Genomic DNA, 14,993 nt, shown 5'->3' with positions numbered 1-14,993 from the left:
GCTACATCGGCCGATACGTCCTCACATCCGTCGGCACGTTCACCCCTAGCTTGATCTGGCCGACGGAGCGGATGATGTCGTCACCGAGGAGCTGGGCGAAGCAGGCATAGCCCCAATCGTTCATGTGCAGGCCGTCGGCGATGACGAAGCTCTCGACCGGGATCGATTGGTTCTCGTGCCAGTCGCGCATCACCTCGAAACGCGGGAAGATACCGACGTGGCGCAGCTCGGCGACCTTGCCGAGCAGCTTGACCATCTTGCCGGCGCTCTCCTTGCGCTGGTTGACGGCCGGCGAATATTGCGGATCGACCAGCACGATGTCGGCGCCGCCAGCGGCCTGGATGTGGGAGATGCCCTCCTCGACCAGTTTTGCGGTGTCGCCGGGATCGAGATTGCGCAGCACGGCGTTGGTGCCGACCTGCCAGATCACCATGTCCGGATGCACGTCGATCACCTGCGTCTGAAGACGCTTCATCATCTCGGGCGCGTCCTCGCCGCCGACGCCGGCATTGACGACGGTGATGTCGGCGCTCGGATAGTGCCGGCGCAGCTGCGCGGCGAGACGGTTCGGATAGTTGAAATCGGGGGAGCTCGCACCATAGCCGGCGGTCGACGACGAGCCGAACGCGACGATCACGACGGGCTTGCCGGCGACGAGCTTGGCGGCGACATGCGGCAGCGAGCCCATCGTCTTCGAGCCGCCCTTCGGCGGCAGGCAGGGCACGCGACTGAAGATGTCGCCGGCGGACTTCGCGACCTGCTTCACCTTGTCGATGGCGCGCGCGGTGATGCCGCGCTGCTCGGGGGACGTCACGGCGACCGTGGTCTGGGCGGGCGATGCGGGAGCGGGATTAGCGGTTTGCGCCGGCGCTTGCGTCGCCGGCGCGGCTTGCACCTGCGCGCGCGACTGCGACATCGGCGTCAGCAACAGCAGCGCTGCCGCTGCTGATACAGCCAGCCGTGCCGCCGGGAAAAAAGGGCAAAAAGAACTCATTAACGCTAGACCTCAATTTTGCTGCTGGGCCGGCCCCAGATGGGCTGCGTCAAACACGAATTGTGCCAACGCCCGGCCAAGGCAATCATGGACCTGTTTCGCCAGCTCTGGCCCGCGGGACGGGCTGAACAGGTCGAACTGACCCTGATCATTCCACTGCCGCATGATCGCGAAACGGTCGAATAGCGGGATGTCGTGCTCCTGCGCCACCACCCGCATATTGTCGAGATAGGGCGGCACCGAGATCATGGTCTCTGTGCGCGGGCTGTACTGCAAGTTCATCAACACGACGTCAGCCCCTGCATTTTGCAGCGCGGCAACCCCTTCGGTCACAGCGCCGCGAAAATCGTCGGGATCGATGGCTCGGATAGCATCCACGGTCCCGGTCTGCCAGATGACCAAAGTAGGCCTTTTTGCTTCCATCAGCTTAACGAAGGTGGCGGCCGCCTCCTCTGCCGTTTTCTTGCTCTGTATTTCTACGGAGACGTGCACGGCCTCCGAAGGCGGCAGCTTGTCCTTCAGGATGGCCTGCATGCGCGCCGGATAGGACGCATCCTCCGAGGCCGGAATCGCGGTTGAGCGGCTGCCGATGACCAGGATTTCAAGCGGCTTGCCCGCCTTGACGGCATCGGCGACCTTGGGAAGCTGGCTTTCACTGGTGAGCAGATAGGACGGCAATTCGCAGGCCGCGGGCACGGTCGCAGCGGCAGGCGCAGCATCGCCCGCGCGCGCCTGGGGCGCGGCGAGGCCACCGCATAGCAGGATCAGGCTCAGGAGAACCCTCGCCTTCATCAGCCCCCTCCCGCCAGATCGGCGTTGCCGACGGCGTTTTTGGTTTTCGCACCGCTTTTGTCAGCCACGCGCTTGTACCACGAAATCACCCATGCAACGCCCCACATGATCAGGATTCCGGAGAGACTAATCAGCGCATGCATGGCGGCGCCGCCGGAGACCTCGGCCAGGATGAAATGGCCGGCGAAGGCGAGGAAGACGCCGAGGCAGAATATCTCTAGGGAATGCTGGCCGCACAGGATCAGCGGCCGCAGCCACGGCGATTTCAGGCCCGGCCAGTCCCGCGGCAGGAAGCGCACGGTGAGCGCGGCCAGCGCCAGGAAATGGGTGAAGCGCAGAACGTCGAGATCGGTCTTGTCGATCGGATACATCCACTGCTCGAGCCGCTTCGGCATCAGATGGGACAGCTGCGGCAGATACCAGGTCAGCGTCACGTAGAACGCCGCCACGATATAGGCGATCGCGATCCACATCGTTACCGGGGACGCTAAAATACGCGACATGCGCCGCGCACCTCCGAGCGCACACCATGCACCGAAGACGAAAAGCAATTGCCAGGCCAGCGGATTGAAGGCCCAGAAGCCGTTCGGATAGGCGGAGAAGTAGAGGTCGTATTCCCAGGTCACCGCGTAGAGCAAGACGGAAAGGCCGAGCGTGACGTCGGGCTTCCATTTCATCGACCACAGGATCACGGGCAGCGCCAGCATCAACACGATGTACAGCGGCAGCACGTCCATGTTGACGGGACGGAAGCGCAGCAGCAGCGCCTGCACGATGGTGACGTCGGGCTGCTTGAGGAAGTCCATGATCCCCATCTCTTCGGTGTAGAGCGGGTTCTCGAATCTGGTCGCCACATAGGAGATCTCGGCGAGGAAGATCGTGAACAGGAAGACGTGGGCGACGTAGATCTGCCAGACCCGCCGCAGGATGCGCGCGGTGGCGATGACGACGCCGCCCTCCAGCATCGCGCGGCCGTAGACAAAGGCGGCGGTGTAGCCGGAGATGAAGATGAAGATCTCGGTGGCGTCGCTGAAGCCGTAATTGCGGATCGTGAACCAGGTCAGCAGGCTCGGCGGCAGATGGTCGATGAAGATCAGCCACAGCGCCAGCCCGCGGAACAGGTCGAGCCGAAGCTCGCGCTCGCCGATGGCGGGCAGCGAGATGGCGGCCGCGCGCGGCTCCGCAGGCTTGGCGGTTCCCGCGATGGTCGATCCCGTCACTTGGTCGGCAATGGTCATCGGGGCTAAAAAACCCTCATCCAAATCGCGACGTTAAATGAGTTTACCGGTCCGGACGTCATCTCGCAAAGCGGCCGGATCACATAGGGGTGTCTTCGGGGTGTCTCCCTTGGGGGTGTACTTCCTCGCCAATTCTGGCGGCACGATGTCGCCAAAACCGCCTCCGGGGTTTGGTTCCGGCGCCGGATTTCGGTATGATGGCAGCCATGTACCGCGCCGTGACCCGCCAGATCGAAGTGACCGTCGAGCCGAACTTTGTTCCGGAGCAATCGTCGGCCGACCGCTCCCGCTATTTCTGGTCGTACACCATCGTCATCACCAATTCCGGCGACGAGACCGTGCAGCTCAAGACGCGACACTGGATCATCACCGACGCCACCGGCCGCCAGCAGGAGGTCAGGGGCGAAGGCGTGGTCGGCGAGCAGCCGACGCTCGCCCCCGGCGAGCGCTTCGAATACACCTCCGGCGTGCCGCTCACGACCGCCTCCGGCTTCATGACCGGCCGCTACCAGATGGTCAGCGAAACCGGCGAGCGCTTCGAGATCGACGTGCCGACATTCTCGCTGGACAGCCCGGACAATAAGCGGGTGTTGAACTAGCGTGGTGCCGTAGGGTGGGCAAAGGCGCAAAGCGCCGTGCCCACCATTTTCGATCACGGCATGAGATCGTGGGCACGCTTCGCTTTGCCCACCCTACGATATCCGAGGCTTGGCAAACAGCTTCCCCGAACTCGTCGTTGCATGCGACGCCTACGCGTCCTCGACGCCCGCCTCGTGCGGCGTGAACTGATACACCGAGCTGCAGAACTCGCAGGTGACCTCGACCTTATCGTCCTTGACCATGGCGGCGCGATCGTCCGGCGAAAAACTCTTCAGCATCGACGCGACCGCGTCGCGCGAGCAGGAGCATTGCGCCTTCAGCGACAGCGGCTTGAACACGCGCACGCCGCGCTCGTGGAACAGGCGGTAGAGCAGCCGCTCGCCGGAGAGCTCGGGATCGATCAGCTCGACGTCCTCGACGGTCTCGATCAGCGAGCGCGCCTCGACCCAGGCATCATCCTCGGCAACGCTGTGCGCTTCGACGCCATCGGGCGCATCGCCGGGATGCAGGTCCGCCTGCCGCGCGCGCTCCGGCGCCTTCGGCAGGAACTGCATCAGCATGCCGCCGGCACGCCAGCGATGCTTGCCGCCGTCGCTCGAGCGCCACTCCTCGCCGACCGCAAGGCGCACCTTGGTCGGGATCTGCTCGGAGCGCAGGAAATATTCGTGAGCGGCATCTTCCAGGCTGCCGCCCTCGAGCGCGACCAGGCCCTGGTAGCGGCTCATGTCAGGGCCCTGGTCGATGGTCATGGCGAGATGGCCGCGGCCGAGCAGCGTACCGGAATCCTTCGCCGTGCCCAGGCGCGAGGCGTCAAAGCGGGCATAGGCGCGCAGATGGTCCGGCGCCTTGTAGTCGACGACCAGGAAAGAGACCGGTCCATCGGTCTGGGCCTGAAGGATGAAGCGGCCCTCGAACTTCAGTGCCGAGCCGAGCAGCGTCGCCAGCACGATGGCCTCGCCGAGCAGCTTGCCGACGGGCGCCGGATAATCGTGCTTGGTCAGGATGTCGTCGAGCGCAGGGCCAAGCCGCACCAGGCGGCCGCGCACGTCGAGCGCGTCGACCTCGTAGGGCAGCACGGCGTCGTCGACCGGAACCGCTGATGGCGCGCGAACCGGGCCTTCAGGCCCGGTTTTCATGTCAGGGGATTGAAAAACCATGGGGCTCTATCTGGGGTCGGAGAGCGGGGAATGGAAGGGGGGCGTGTTCCGGCGCATGGATTGCATGCAAGCACGACTACAAACTCAGTGTCGTCCTGGCGAAAGCCAGGACGACGACCCGATTTTACCCGACCCCGCCGCGCTACTTCACCGCGTCAAAGCACCAAGCCAGAATGCCCTTCTGCGCGTGCAGGCGGTTTTCGGCCTCGTCGAACACGACCGATTGCGGGCCGTCGATCACCTCGTCGGTAACTTCCTCGCCGCGATGGGCCGGCAGGCAGTGCATGAACAGCGCGTCGGGCTTCGCCAGCGACATCAGCTTCGAATTGACCTGGTAGGGCTTGAGCACGTTGTGACGGTGCTCGCCTTCCTTGTCGCCCATCGACACCCAGGTGTCGGTGACGACGCAGTCGGCGCCCTTCACGGCGGCCTCGGGATCCGTGCCGAGCACGATCGGCGCACCGGTCGCCTTGATCCAGTCGCGCATCACCTTTTTCGGCGCAAGCTCCGGCGGGGTTGCGACATTGAGCTGGAATTTGAAGCGCTCGGCGGCATGCGCCCAGGACGCCAGCACGTTGTTGTCGTCGCCGGTCCAGGCCACCGTCCGGCCCTCGATCGGGCCGCGATGCTCTTGATAGGTCAGGAGGTCCGCCATCACCTGGCAGGGATGCGAGCGCCGCGTCAGGCCGTTGATGACCGGCACGGTCGCGTTCGCCGCGAGCTCCAGCAGCGCATCATGGTTGAGGATGCGGATCATGATGGCGTCGACATAGCGCGACAGCACGCGCGCGGTGTCGGCGATGGTCTCGCCGCGGCCGAGCTGCATCTCGGCGCCGGTGAGCATGATGGGCTCGCCGCCGAGCTGGCGCATGGCGACGTCGAACGAGACGCGGGTGCGCGTCGAGGGACGCTCGAAGATCATCGCCAGCGTCTTGCCTTCGAGCGGCTTCACCGGCTGATGCGCCTTCTGCTTCGCCTTCATGGCGGACGAAGCGTCGAGCATGCTCTTGAGCTCCGACAACGGCAGCTCGTTGATATCCAGGAAGTGCTTCGGGGACTTGCTCATCAGCTTGCCGCCCGCTTGGTCTGACTGGACGAGATCGCAGCGCAGGCGCGCTCTAACCGCGCGACGCTGTCCTCGATCTCGGCTTCGGTGACGATCAAAGGCGGCAGGAAGCGCACGACATTGTCGCCGGCGCCGACCGTGAGCAGCTTTTCATTGCGCAAGGCCGCAACGAGATCGCCCGAGGGCACGACGGCCTTGATGCCGATCAAGAGGCCCTCGCCACGCACCTCGCTGACGACGTCAGGATGACGGTCGATCACGGAGGCGAGCTTCTGCTTGAGCAGCAGCGACATCTTCTGCACGTGGTCGAAGAAGCCGGGCTTGAGCATGACGTCGAGCACGGCATTCGCAGCCGAGATCGCCAGCGGATTGCCGCCGAAAGTCGAACCGTGCGAGCCGGGTCCCATGCCGGACGCCGCCTCCGCGGTCGCCAGGATCGCGCCGATCGGGAAGCCACCGCCGAGCGCCTTGGCCAGCGACATCACGTCGGGTGTGACGCCGGTGCGCCGATGGGCGAAGAGATCGCCGGTGCGGCCCATGCCGGTCTGCACCTCGTCGAAGGCGAGCAGCAGGCCCTTCTCGTCGCAGAGCTGGCGCAGTGCCTTGAGGAAGGCCGGCGTCGACGAGCGCACACCGCCCTCACCCTGGATCGGCTCGACCAGGATGCCGGCGGTCTGCGGACCGATCGCCTTCTTCACGGCTTCGATGTCACCGTGCGGCACCTGGTCGAAGCCATCCATCGGCGGACCGAACCCTTCGAGATATTTTGCCGATCCCGTCGCAGCCAGCGTCGCCAGCGTGCGGCCATGGAAGGCACCCTCGAAGGTGATGATGCGGTAGCGCTCCGGATGGCCCTTGGAGAAGTGATGATGGCGGACCAGCTTGATCACGCCTTCCAGCGCTTCGGCGCCGGAATTGCAGAAGAACACGAGGTCCGCGAAGCTCTCATTGCACAGACGTGCGGCGAGCTTCTCGCCGTCCGGGCTCTGGAACAGGTTCGACATGTGCCAGAGTTTTGTCGCCTGCTCCTGCAACGCCTTGACCAGCGCGGGATGGGCGTGGCCGAGCGCGTTCACCGCGACGCCGGAGGTGAAATCGAGATAGCGCTCGCCATTGGTCGCGATCAGCCAGCAGCCTTCGCCGCGCTCGAAACCGAGGTCGGCCCTGGCGAAGACGGGGAGCAAATGCGGCGCGGCGCTGTTCGTCATGACGATCACTTGATGTTGCGGACGGCCTGAACGCGCTCACGCAGCGCACCATCAACCGGCCCGGAAAACGAAACGTGCCGCCTTTTAAGGGCGGCACGTGACACTATCTTATGCCGGGGAGAACGGGTGTCAATGCCGCCCGAAAGCCTCGCGAAACGCTGAATCCGTAGTCTTGCGGTGCCGGATTTGCAGGGTTTTTGCCACGGAACATGTGGAAGCGAGTCGGCTGACTCTTGCGCGTGAGTCACGCCATATTGTAGCGTTTGGCTTGTCAGATACGACATCTCGTGCAGCAGTTCTGATCCTCTAAGTCCTCATGTACCGGCGTAAACGTTCGGGCGTTCTGGTTACGCCCGGCGAGCCTTAAGGGATTCTGGCGGCACGGGTTTTTCGAGGCTTAGGCATTCGCCGCAAGGCGCCAGGACGGCAGCCGCACGGCGAGGGAAGAGGGTGCAATGACGGTTTTGACCTGGTCCGACGATCGCGTCGAGCAGCTGAAAAAGCTCTGGGAGGCCGGATTGTCGGCCAGCCAGATCGCAGCCGAGCTCGGCAACGTGACCCGTAATGCCGTGATCGGCAAGGTGCACAGGCTCGGCCTGTCCGGCCGCGCCAAGAGCCCCTCATCGGCAGCTCCCCGGCCGCGCAAGGCGCGTCCCGCTCAGCACATGATGAGGGTCAGCCGCCCCATTGCGCGCGGCAACACCGCGCTGGCGCAGGCCTTCGAGGTCGAGGTCGAGGCGGAGCCTGTCACCTACGACAACGTGGTGCCGATGAGCCAGCGGCTGTCGCTGCTCGAATTGAACGAGGCGACCTGCCACTGGCCGGTCGGCGATCCCTCGAGCCCGGATTTCTTCTTCTGCGGCGGCAAGGCGCTCTCCGGCCTGCCCTACTGCGCCCAGCACTCGCGCGTGGCCTATCAGCCCGCGGCGGACCGCCGTCGCGCGCCGGCAAAGCCGGGCACGCGCTGAGTTTGTTCTGAGATCAAGAAGCAGCCGTCGCATGGCGACGGCTCAACACACTCCGCTGTCGTCCCGGCGAAGGCCGGGACCCATAACCACCGGCAGACGTGGTTACAAAGACTCGGAGTTACCCTCTTTGCACAACAATTACGCCCTGGGGTTATGGGTCCCGGCCCCCGTGCGCAATTGCGCACTAGGCCGGGACGACACCGATGTTGTGGCGGCAGCTCTCTAAAACAGCTTACGTCTGCTCGGCCTTCGCGAAGCGGTCGTCGAGCGCATAGCCGGCGCCGCGGACGGTGCGGATCGGGTCCTGCTCGCGGCCGAGATTGAGCAGCTTGCGCAGGCGGCCGATATGAACGTCGACAGTGCGCTCGTCGATGTAGATGTCGCGGCCCCAGACGCTGTCGAGCAGCTGCTCGCGCGAGAACACGCGGCCTGGATGCTCCAGGAAGAACTCCAAGAGGCGATATTCGGTCGGACCGAGATCGATCGGCCGGCCCGAGCGCGCCACGCGGCGCTTCTCGCGGTCGAGCTCGATGTCGCCATAGGCGAGCACGGTGGCGAGCCGCTCGGGGCTGGCGCGCCGCAGGAGGCCCTTCACCCGCGCCAGCAGCTCCGGCACCGAGAACGGCTTGACGATGTAATCGTCGGCGCCGGTGGCAAGCCCGCGCACCCGCTCGCTCTCCTCGCCGCGCGCGGTGAGCATGATGATCGGAAGCTGCTTGGTCTCGGGGCGGGTGCGCAGCCGCCGGCACAGCTCGATGCCCGAGAGGCCCGGCAGCATCCAGTCGAGCACGATCAGGTCGGGGATGTGCTCCTTGAGGCGGGTGTCGGCGTCGTCGCCGCGCATCACCGTCTCGACGTCATAGCCGTCGCCTTCGAGGTTGTAGCGGAGAAGCTCGGTGAGAGCTTCCTCGTCCTCAACCACCATAATGCGTGCGCCCATCGGCTCGTCGCTCCTTAAGTCTTCAGGTATTCGGGACCGTCGTGGCGAAGGTCGTCATGTCGCCCTTCGGCCGCTTGTCGGTGATGGCCTGGCCCTCGATCATGTAGAACACGGTCTCGGCGATGTTGGTGGCGTGGTCGCCGATCCGCTCGATGTTCTTGGCGCAGAACATCAGATGGATGCAGAACGAGATGTTGCGCGGATCTTCCATCATGTAGGTGAGGAGCTCGCGGAACAGCGAGGTGCAGATGGCGTCGACTTCCTCGTCGCCCTTCCACACCGCCATCGCCGCCGGCAGATCGTGCGCGGCATAGGCGTCCAGCACCGACTTGACCTGCTGCTGCACGAGGTCGGTCATGTGTTCCAGGCCGCGGAACAGCTTCAGCGGATGGAAATCGGTCTCCAGAGCGGCGACGCGCTTACCCATGTTCTTGGCGAGGTCGCCGATGCGCTCGAGATCGGTCGCAACGCGCATGGCGCCGACGATCTCGCGCAGATCCACCGCCATCGGCTGGCGGCGGGCGATGGTGAGCACGGCGCGCTCCTCGATGCGCTTCTGGAGCGCGTCGAGATCGGCGTCGGTGGTGACGACGCGCTGGCCGAGCGCGACGTCGCGGCGGATCAGCGCGCCGACGGAATCGACGATCATGCGCTCGGCGATGCCGCCCATCTCGGCGACCAGGCGGGTGAGTTCCTGGAGGTCGGTATCGAAAGCCTTTGCGGTATGTTCAGAACCCATGTCCTGTCTCCTCAGCCGAACCGGCCGGTGATGTAATCCTGCGTGCGCCGATCGCTCGGCGACGTGAAGATCTTGCTGGTGTCGTCGAACTCGATGAGCTCGCCGAGATACATGAAGGCGGTCTTGTCCGAGACGCGCGCCGCCTGCTGCATGTTGTGGGTGACGATCGCGATCGTGTAGTTCTCGGACAGCTCCTGGATCAGCTCCTCGACCTTGGCGGTCGAGATCGGGTCGAGCGCCGAGCAGGGCTCGTCAAACAAGATCACCTCAGGACGCACCGCGACGGTGCGCGCGATGCAGAGGCGCTGCTGCTGGCCACCCGAGAGCGACAGGCCCGAGGCGTTGAGCTTGTCCTTGACCTCGTTCCACAGCGCGCCGCCGCGCAGCGCCTTCTCGACACGGTCGTCCATCTCGGACTTCGAGATCTTCTCATAGAGGCGGATGCCGAAGGCGATGTTCTCATAGATCGTCATCGGGAACGGCGTCGGCTTCTGGAACACCATGCCGACGCGGGCGCGCAGCAGGTTCAGGTCCAGCTTGGGGTCGAGGATGTTGGTCTGGTCGAGCATCAGCTGACCGGTGACGCGCTGGCCCGGATAGAGGTCGTACATCCGGTTGAAGATGCGCAGCAGGGTCGACTTGCCGCAGCCCGACGGCCCGATGAACGCGGTGACGCGGTTGGTGCCGAGCGTCAGGTTGATGTTCTTCAGCGCGTGGTGCTCGCCGTAATAGAAGTTGAGGTTGCGCACCGTCACCTTGGCGGGCGCTTCCGGCAGCGGCTGCGAGGCCAGATGGGCGTTGGAACTCACGGATACGGAAAGGTCGGTCATTTTGCAGTCCTCTCGGCGCCGAGGATGCGCGCGCCAATGTTCAGGGCAAGCACGGTGATCGTGATCAGCAGCGCACCGCTCCAGGCGAGCTGCTTCCAATAGGCGTAGGGGCTCTGCACGAAGTTGTTGATGGTGACCGGCAGGTTCGCCATCGTCTTGTTCAGGCCGAGGCTGAAGAACTGGTTCGACAGCGCGGTGAAGAGCAGCGGCGCGGTCTCGCCGGCGACGCGGGCGGTGGCGAGCAGCACGCCGGTGATGAGACCCGATCGGGCCGCACGATAGGCGATGCGCTTGATCACCAGCGAGCGCGGCAGGCCGAGCGCGGAGGCCGCCTCGCGCAGCGCGTTCGGCACCAGGAGCAGCATGTCCTCGGTCGTGCGCAGCACCACGGGGATCACGATCACGGCGAGCGCGAGTGCGCCCGCAATGGCCGAGAAGCCGCGCATCGGCACCACCACCGCGCCGTAGATGAACAGGCCAATGATGATCGAGGGCGCCGAGAGCAGGATGTCGTTGATGAAGCGGATCACCGAGGTCAGGCGGTCGTTGCGGCCGTACTCGGCGAGATAGGTGCCGGCGAACAGGCCGAGCGGCGCGCCGATGCCGACGCCGAGCACGGTCATGATGATCGAGCCGACGATCGCGTTGCGCAGGCCGCCCTCGGTCGAGCCCGGAGGCGGCGTGTCGGCGACGAAGATCTCGAGGTTCAGGCCGGACAGGCCGTTATAGAGCAGCGTGATCAGGATCAGCGCGAGCCAGGTGACGCCGAAGGCGGCGGCGGCGATGCAGAGCCCGCGGATCACGATGTCCTTGCGGCGGCGGCGTGCGTAGATCGGGTTCATGTCACTTCCCCGCCTTCTTTTCGAGACGCAGCAGCATCAGCCGCGCGGCTGCGAGCACGAAGAACGTCAGCACGAACAGCAGCAGACCGAGCAGGATCAGGCCGGACTGGTGCAGGCCGTCGCTTTCGGCGAACTCGGATGCGATCGCCGCCGAGATCGTGGTGCCCGGGGCGAAGATCGAGGAGGAGATGCGGAACGAGTTGCCGATGATGAAGGTCACCGCCATGGTCTCGCCGAGCGCGCGGCCCAGCGCCAGCATGACGCCACCGATGATGCCGACGCGGGTGTAGGGGATGACCACGCTGCGCACGACCTCCCAGGTGGTGCAGCCGACGCCATAGGCGGCCTCTTTCAGCACCGGCGGCACGGTCTTGAACACGTCGACCGAGATCGAGGTGATGAAGGGCAGCACCATGATGGCAAGGATCAGCGCTGCATTGAACAGGCTGAGATAGGACGGCGGGCCGGCGAAGATCGCGCCCAGGACGGGGACGCCGTCAAAGATCTTGATCATGAAGGGCTGGAAGGTGTTGGCCAGGAACGGGCCGAGCACGAAGAAGCCCCACATGCCGTAGATGATCGAGGGAATGCCGGCGAGCAGCTCGACCGCCATGCCGATCGGGCGGCGCAACCATTGCGGGCACAGCTCGGTGAGGAAGATCGCAATGCCGAGACCGACCGGGATGGCGATCAGCATCGCGATGAAGGAGGTGACCAGCGTGCCGTACATCGGCCCGAGCGCACCCAGTACGGGCGGATCGGCCGACGGCGCCCAGCGCTGCGTCCACAGGAAGGAGATGCCGTATTCCTTCATCGCCGGGAAGGCGCCGACGATCAGCGAGATGATGATGCCGCCGAGGATCAGCAGCACCGAAATCGCGGACAGCCGTGTGATCCAGTAGAAGGTGACGTCGCCGAGCTTGAACGCGCTCAAGGCCTTGGCGCGATCATACGGTCCGGCGTCGTCGACGATATCGCTCTGAACGGCCATCTCTGCCACGCCGATCCCCTGTACCAGTTTATATACGCTTGTTTTTGGCCCCGTGCCCCGGATGAGGTGCGACGCTGATCCGGGGCGCCGTTCTTGTGGGTCCCGGCTCTGCGCCGCAGCGTTTCACGCTGCAGCGCGTCCGGGACACGAGAGCTTGCTTAGCTCTTGATCTCGGCGGCCCAGGTCTTCTCGATCAGGGTCACGACGCCCTCGGGCATCGGGATGTAGTCGAGCTCCTCAGCCGCCTTGCCGCCGTTCTTGAAGGCCCAGCGGAAGAACTTGATGGCTTCCTGCGAGGCCGCCTTGTCGGTGGCTTCCTTGTGCATGAGGATGAAGGTCGCCGCGGTGATCGGCCAGGACTTGTCGCCGGGCTGGTCGGTCAGGATGACGTAGTAGCCGGGAGCCTTGGCCCAGTCGGCGTTGGAGGCAGCCGCCTGGAAGGCTTCGACGGTCGGCTGCACCGGCTTGCCGGCCTTGTTGACGAGACCGGTGTAGGTCAGCTTGTTCTGCTTGGCGTAGGCGTACTCGACATAGCCGATCGAGTTCTTGGTCTGGCTGATGTTGCCCGACACGCCTTCGTTGCCCTTGGCGCCGACGCCGACCGGCCACTCGACGGCGGTGCCCTCACCGACCTTGCTCTTCCAGTCCGCGCTGGCCTTGGCGAGATAGTTGGTGAAGTTGAAGGTGGTGCCCGAACCGTCCGAGCGGCGGACCACCGTGATCGCCTCCGAGGGCAGCTTCACGTTCGGATTGAGCTTCTTGATCGCGGCGTCGTCCCACTTGGTGATCTTGCCGAGATAGATGCTGGCCAGCGTCTCGCCGTCGAACACCATCTCGCCGGGCTTCACACCCTCGATGTTGACGACGGGAACGATGGCGCCCATCACCATCGGCCACTGGACGAGGCCGTCCTTCTCGAGCTGCTCGGCCTTGAGGGGCGCGTCGCTGGCGCCGAAGGTCACGGTCTTGGCCTGGATCTGCTTGATGCCGCCGCCCGAGCCGATCGACTGGTAGTTCAGACCGTTGCCGGTCTCCTTCTTGTAGGCGTCAGCCCATTTGGAATAGATCGGGAACGGGAAGGTCGCACCGGCACCCGTGATATCGGCAGCAAAGGCCGCCGTCGTCGTTGCGGCGACCAAGCCGGCAGCGACGATCGTTTTGATGAAATTCATGCTGGTCTCCATACAGGGGAGCGAAGCGCCATCCGCGCCCGATCGCGCTCCCCGCGCCGCCCCTTTAGGAGCGGTCGGCTGTGCTTTTACGAAGGTTTCGTGACAGTCGGATGACACCGCCAAGCGATTGGAATCGCTTGAATTTCAGGCCTGCACCGAGGTCTTCGCCTGGGGAAAACAGGCGGTGAAGGTCGCCCCCTGTTTCGGCACGCTTTCGATCAAAAGCCGGCCGCGATGACGGTTAAGAATATGTTTCACCAGCGATAATCCGAGCCCGGTGCCGCCCTGCGAGCGGCTGTCGCCGACGTCGACCCGGTAGAACCGCTCGGTCAGCCGCGGCAGGTGCTCGGGCGCGATGCCGGGGCCGAAATCGCGGACCATGACCCGGATTTCCTGAGTTCCGTCAGCGACGGCGCTCGAGGTCAGCGACACGATGACGCGTCCGCCCGAGGCGCCGTATTTGAGCGCGTTTTCGATCAGGTTCTCGAACAGGCGGAGCAGCTCCTCGCGGTCGCCCGCGATCATCACCGGCGGGTCCGGCAGATGGATCTCGACCTCGACCTGGCGCTCGCGCGCCAACGGCTCCAGCCCGTCGGCGACCTGGCGGATGATCGGCAGCAGGTCGACCAGGGTGTCGGGCCGGACATGGGCCGACAGCTCGACCCGCGACAGCGACAGCAGATCGTCGATCAGGCGCGCCATGCGGGTGGCCTGGTTGTGCATGATGCCGAGGAAGCGTTCCCGTGCCTTGGGATCGTCCTTGGCCTGGCCCTGCAGCGTGTCGATGAAGCCCGAGAGGGCAGCGAGCGGCGTACGCAGCTCATGGCTGGCATTGGCGACGAAGTCGGCGCGCATCTCCTCGACCCGGCGCAGCGGCGTCTGGTCGTGGAACGTCATCAGCATGCATTTGTCGGCACCTCCGAAGGTGGTCGGCACCGGCACCGGCGTGATGATGAGCTCCATCCAGCGGTCGACCGGGACGTGGTCGAGATAGGTCGCACGCCGCGGCTCGGTGGTCGCGATCGACTCGCGCAGCGCGGTGATGATCTCCGGCGAGCGCAGCGCGAACTGGGCCAGCTCGTTCCGGCGCAGCGCCGGCGCGAGCTGGGCGGCTGCGGCATTGAGATGGATGACGCGGCCGGCGCGGTCGAGCAGCACGGCCGGATCCGGCATGCCGGCGACGACCGCGGCCACCGCGGCGCCCTCGACCGGATTGATGCGCCTGACATCGTCGCGCGAGGCGGCGGGATCGTGCAGTCGCCACGGGATCAGCGCCGCGGCGGCAATGCAGAGGAACACGGCAATGGCGTGCAGCACCGACAATTCCCCGAGCGAGACCACCACCGACAGCGCCAGCGCCGCGGCGATCAGGATGATGGTGGAGTGCCGCAGCCGGTCGGACCAGGGCTGGGCAGCGGGAGAAGAAGGGGCGTCGATCGCCATCGGGCGGGCTTCT

The 14,993-nt window shown here is 65.1% G+C and carries 15 protein-coding genes; 2 read left to right on the top strand and 13 right to left on the bottom strand.

The annotated features are described in order from the left end of the window. Position 1: 1 nt before the first annotated feature. The 3 genes from XH79_RS08930 to XH79_RS08920 are packed head-to-tail and all read right to left on the bottom strand — an operon-like array spanning position 2 to position 3,024. Entirely contained in the window at positions 2–994 is a 993-nt protein-coding gene (locus XH79_RS08930; protein ID WP_271581423.1) for an SGNH/GDSL hydrolase family protein, read from the bottom strand. Between the two features lie 12 nt (positions 995–1,006). Beyond that, entirely contained in the window at positions 1,007–1,786 is a 780-nt protein-coding gene (locus tag XH79_RS08925) for an SGNH/GDSL hydrolase family protein (RefSeq protein WP_271581422.1), read from the bottom strand. After that, positions 1,786–3,024, bottom strand: coding sequence for an OpgC domain-containing protein (locus tag XH79_RS08920; protein ID WP_271581421.1), 1,239 nt, complete (start codon positions 3,022–3,024; stop codon positions 1,786–1,788). The genes XH79_RS08925 and XH79_RS08920 overlap by 1 nt, the downstream gene beginning before the upstream one ends. Positions 3,025–3,230: 206 nt before the next feature. Between XH79_RS08920 and apaG the strand changes: the two genes are divergently transcribed. Continuing rightward, positions 3,231–3,623, top strand: coding sequence for a Co2+/Mg2+ efflux protein ApaG (apaG, locus tag XH79_RS08915; protein ID WP_212341528.1), 393 nt, complete (start codon positions 3,231–3,233; stop codon positions 3,621–3,623). Between the two features lie 150 nt (positions 3,624–3,773). On the opposite strand, the gene XH79_RS08910 is transcribed toward apaG, so the two are convergent. The 3 genes from XH79_RS08910 to XH79_RS08900 all read right to left on the bottom strand — a co-directional run bounded on the left by XH79_RS08910 (position 3,774) and on the right by XH79_RS08900 (position 7,055). Then, entirely contained in the window at positions 3,774–4,781 is a 1,008-nt protein-coding gene (locus XH79_RS08910) for an Hsp33 family molecular chaperone (protein WP_271581420.1), read from the bottom strand. A gap of 142 nt (positions 4,782–4,923) precedes the next feature. After that, complete coding sequence (argF, locus tag XH79_RS08905; protein WP_212340766.1) at positions 4,924–5,847, bottom strand: ornithine carbamoyltransferase; 924 nt, start codon at positions 5,845–5,847, stop codon at positions 4,924–4,926. Continuing rightward, entirely contained in the window at positions 5,847–7,055 is a 1,209-nt protein-coding gene (locus XH79_RS08900) for an aspartate aminotransferase family protein (protein WP_212340764.1), read from the bottom strand. Before XH79_RS08900 ends, argF begins: the two co-directional genes overlap by 1 nt. 455 nt (positions 7,056–7,510) lie before the next feature. On the opposite strand from XH79_RS08900, the gene XH79_RS08895 reads away from it, so the two are divergent. Beyond that, on the top strand, positions 7,511–8,023 hold the full coding sequence (locus tag XH79_RS08895) for a GcrA family cell cycle regulator (protein WP_018644522.1): 513 nt from the start codon (positions 7,511–7,513) through the stop codon (positions 8,021–8,023). Between the two features lie 232 nt (positions 8,024–8,255). Here the strand turns inward: XH79_RS08895 and phoB are convergent, their stop codons facing one another. From phoB to XH79_RS08860, 7 genes are all read right to left on the bottom strand, one after another. Beyond that, positions 8,256–8,963 (bottom strand): phosphate regulon transcriptional regulator PhoB, encoded by a 708-nt coding sequence (gene phoB, locus XH79_RS08890; RefSeq protein WP_074122952.1) that lies wholly within the window; start codon positions 8,961–8,963, stop codon positions 8,256–8,258. 22 nt (positions 8,964–8,985) lie between these two features. Then, positions 8,986–9,702, bottom strand: coding sequence for a phosphate signaling complex protein PhoU (phoU, locus tag XH79_RS08885; RefSeq protein WP_271581419.1), 717 nt, complete (start codon positions 9,700–9,702; stop codon positions 8,986–8,988). 11 nt (positions 9,703–9,713) lie between these two features. Beyond that, on the bottom strand, positions 9,714–10,532 hold the full coding sequence (gene pstB / locus XH79_RS08880) for a phosphate ABC transporter ATP-binding protein PstB (protein WP_130363637.1): 819 nt from the start codon (positions 10,530–10,532) through the stop codon (positions 9,714–9,716). Then, a complete protein-coding gene (pstA, locus tag XH79_RS08875) occupies positions 10,529–11,374 on the bottom strand; it encodes a phosphate ABC transporter permease PstA (RefSeq protein WP_212340759.1) in 846 nt (281 codons plus the stop codon). The genes pstB and pstA overlap by 4 nt, the downstream gene beginning before the upstream one ends. Before the next feature lies 1 nt (position 11,375). After that, positions 11,376–12,365 (bottom strand): phosphate ABC transporter permease subunit PstC, encoded by a 990-nt coding sequence (pstC, locus tag XH79_RS08870; RefSeq protein ID WP_212341527.1) that lies wholly within the window; start codon positions 12,363–12,365, stop codon positions 11,376–11,378. 158 nt (positions 12,366–12,523) lie between these two features. Then, positions 12,524–13,537 (bottom strand): phosphate ABC transporter substrate-binding protein PstS, encoded by a 1,014-nt coding sequence (gene pstS / locus XH79_RS08865; RefSeq protein WP_026312226.1) that lies wholly within the window; start codon positions 13,535–13,537, stop codon positions 12,524–12,526. A 144-nt stretch (positions 13,538–13,681) separates the two neighbouring features. Further along, positions 13,682–14,980, bottom strand: coding sequence for an ATP-binding protein (locus tag XH79_RS08860; RefSeq protein ID WP_271581418.1), 1,299 nt, complete (start codon positions 14,978–14,980; stop codon positions 13,682–13,684). Positions 14,981–14,993 lie beyond the last annotated feature (13 nt).

This window comes from Bradyrhizobium sp. CCBAU 45389 (assembly GCF_028128625.1).
In the GTDB taxonomy this organism is placed as follows: domain Bacteria; phylum Pseudomonadota; class Alphaproteobacteria; order Rhizobiales; family Xanthobacteraceae; genus Bradyrhizobium; species Bradyrhizobium liaoningense_B.
This window is presented reverse-complemented; position numbering and strand designations above follow the sequence as displayed.

Excerpts from the sequence above, each read along its gene's own strand:
- XH79_RS08925 (WP_271581422.1), bottom strand. The coding sequence starts at position 1,786 with ATGAAGGCGAGGGTTCTCCTGAGCCTGATCCTGCTATGCGGTGGCCTC.
- phoU (WP_271581419.1), bottom strand. The coding sequence starts at position 9,702 with ATGGGTTCTGAACATACCGCAAAGGCTTTCGATACCGACCTCCAGGAA.
- XH79_RS08900 (WP_212340764.1), bottom strand. The coding sequence starts at position 7,055 with ATGACGAACAGCGCCGCGCCGCATTTGCTCCCCGTCTTCGCCAGGGCC.
- XH79_RS08895 (WP_018644522.1), top strand. The coding sequence starts at position 7,511 with ATGACGGTTTTGACCTGGTCCGACGATCGCGTCGAGCAGCTGAAAAAG.
- XH79_RS08930 (WP_271581423.1), bottom strand. The coding sequence starts at position 994 with ATGAGTTCTTTTTGCCCTTTTTTCCCGGCGGCACGGCTGGCTGTATCA.
- pstC (WP_212341527.1), bottom strand. The coding sequence starts at position 12,365 with ATGGCCGTTCAGAGCGATATCGTCGACGACGCCGGACCGTATGATCGC.
- pstB (WP_130363637.1), bottom strand. The coding sequence starts at position 10,532 with ATGACCGACCTTTCCGTATCCGTGAGTTCCAACGCCCATCTGGCCTCG.
- pstA (WP_212340759.1), bottom strand. The coding sequence starts at position 11,374 with ATGAACCCGATCTACGCACGCCGCCGCCGCAAGGACATCGTGATCCGC.
- argF (WP_212340766.1), bottom strand. The coding sequence starts at position 5,847 with ATGAGCAAGTCCCCGAAGCACTTCCTGGATATCAACGAGCTGCCGTTG.
- XH79_RS08920 (WP_271581421.1), bottom strand. The coding sequence starts at position 3,024 with ATGACCATTGCCGACCAAGTGACGGGATCGACCATCGCGGGAACCGCC.
- apaG (WP_212341528.1), top strand. The coding sequence starts at position 3,231 with ATGTACCGCGCCGTGACCCGCCAGATCGAAGTGACCGTCGAGCCGAAC.
- XH79_RS08910 (WP_271581420.1), bottom strand. The coding sequence starts at position 4,781 with ATGGTTTTTCAATCCCCTGACATGAAAACCGGGCCTGAAGGCCCGGTT.
- phoB (WP_074122952.1), bottom strand. The coding sequence starts at position 8,963 with ATGGGCGCACGCATTATGGTGGTTGAGGACGAGGAAGCTCTCACCGAG.
- XH79_RS08860 (WP_271581418.1), bottom strand. The coding sequence starts at position 14,980 with ATGGCGATCGACGCCCCTTCTTCTCCCGCTGCCCAGCCCTGGTCCGAC.
- pstS (WP_026312226.1), bottom strand. The coding sequence starts at position 13,537 with ATGAATTTCATCAAAACGATCGTCGCTGCCGGCTTGGTCGCCGCAACG.